Annotated in this window: 1 pseudogene; it reads right to left on the minus strand. The window is 69.1% G+C overall.

What is annotated here, in order from left to right:
* Positions 1-76: 76 nt before the first annotated feature.
* A pseudogene (locus tag NLM59_RS11715) lies at positions 77-223 on the minus strand (pseudouridine synthase); the annotation flags it as partial.

Here is a 223-nt window from a genome sequence, read left to right on the forward strand (position 1 = left end):
TCTCTGGTTGCGGTAAGGGCTGGGGCCGAGACCGGCGCATAGCGCAGGGTCGTGAAGCTGTCAAACCGGCAGGGGGTCAGGATCGGGGGGCGGGCAGGGCACGCCAGTCTCCGGGAAAGAGACCGTCGAGGCGCCATTCGCCGATTCGTGTCCGGATCAGCCGCAGGGTCGGGTGCCCGATGGCAGCGGTCATCCGGCGGACCTGTCGGTTGCGCCCTTCGGT

Origin of the sequence: Profundicola chukchiensis, assembly GCF_029664245.1 — a bacterium.
GTDB classification, from domain to species: Bacteria; Bacteroidota; Bacteroidia; order Flavobacteriales; family Weeksellaceae; genus Profundicola; species Profundicola chukchiensis.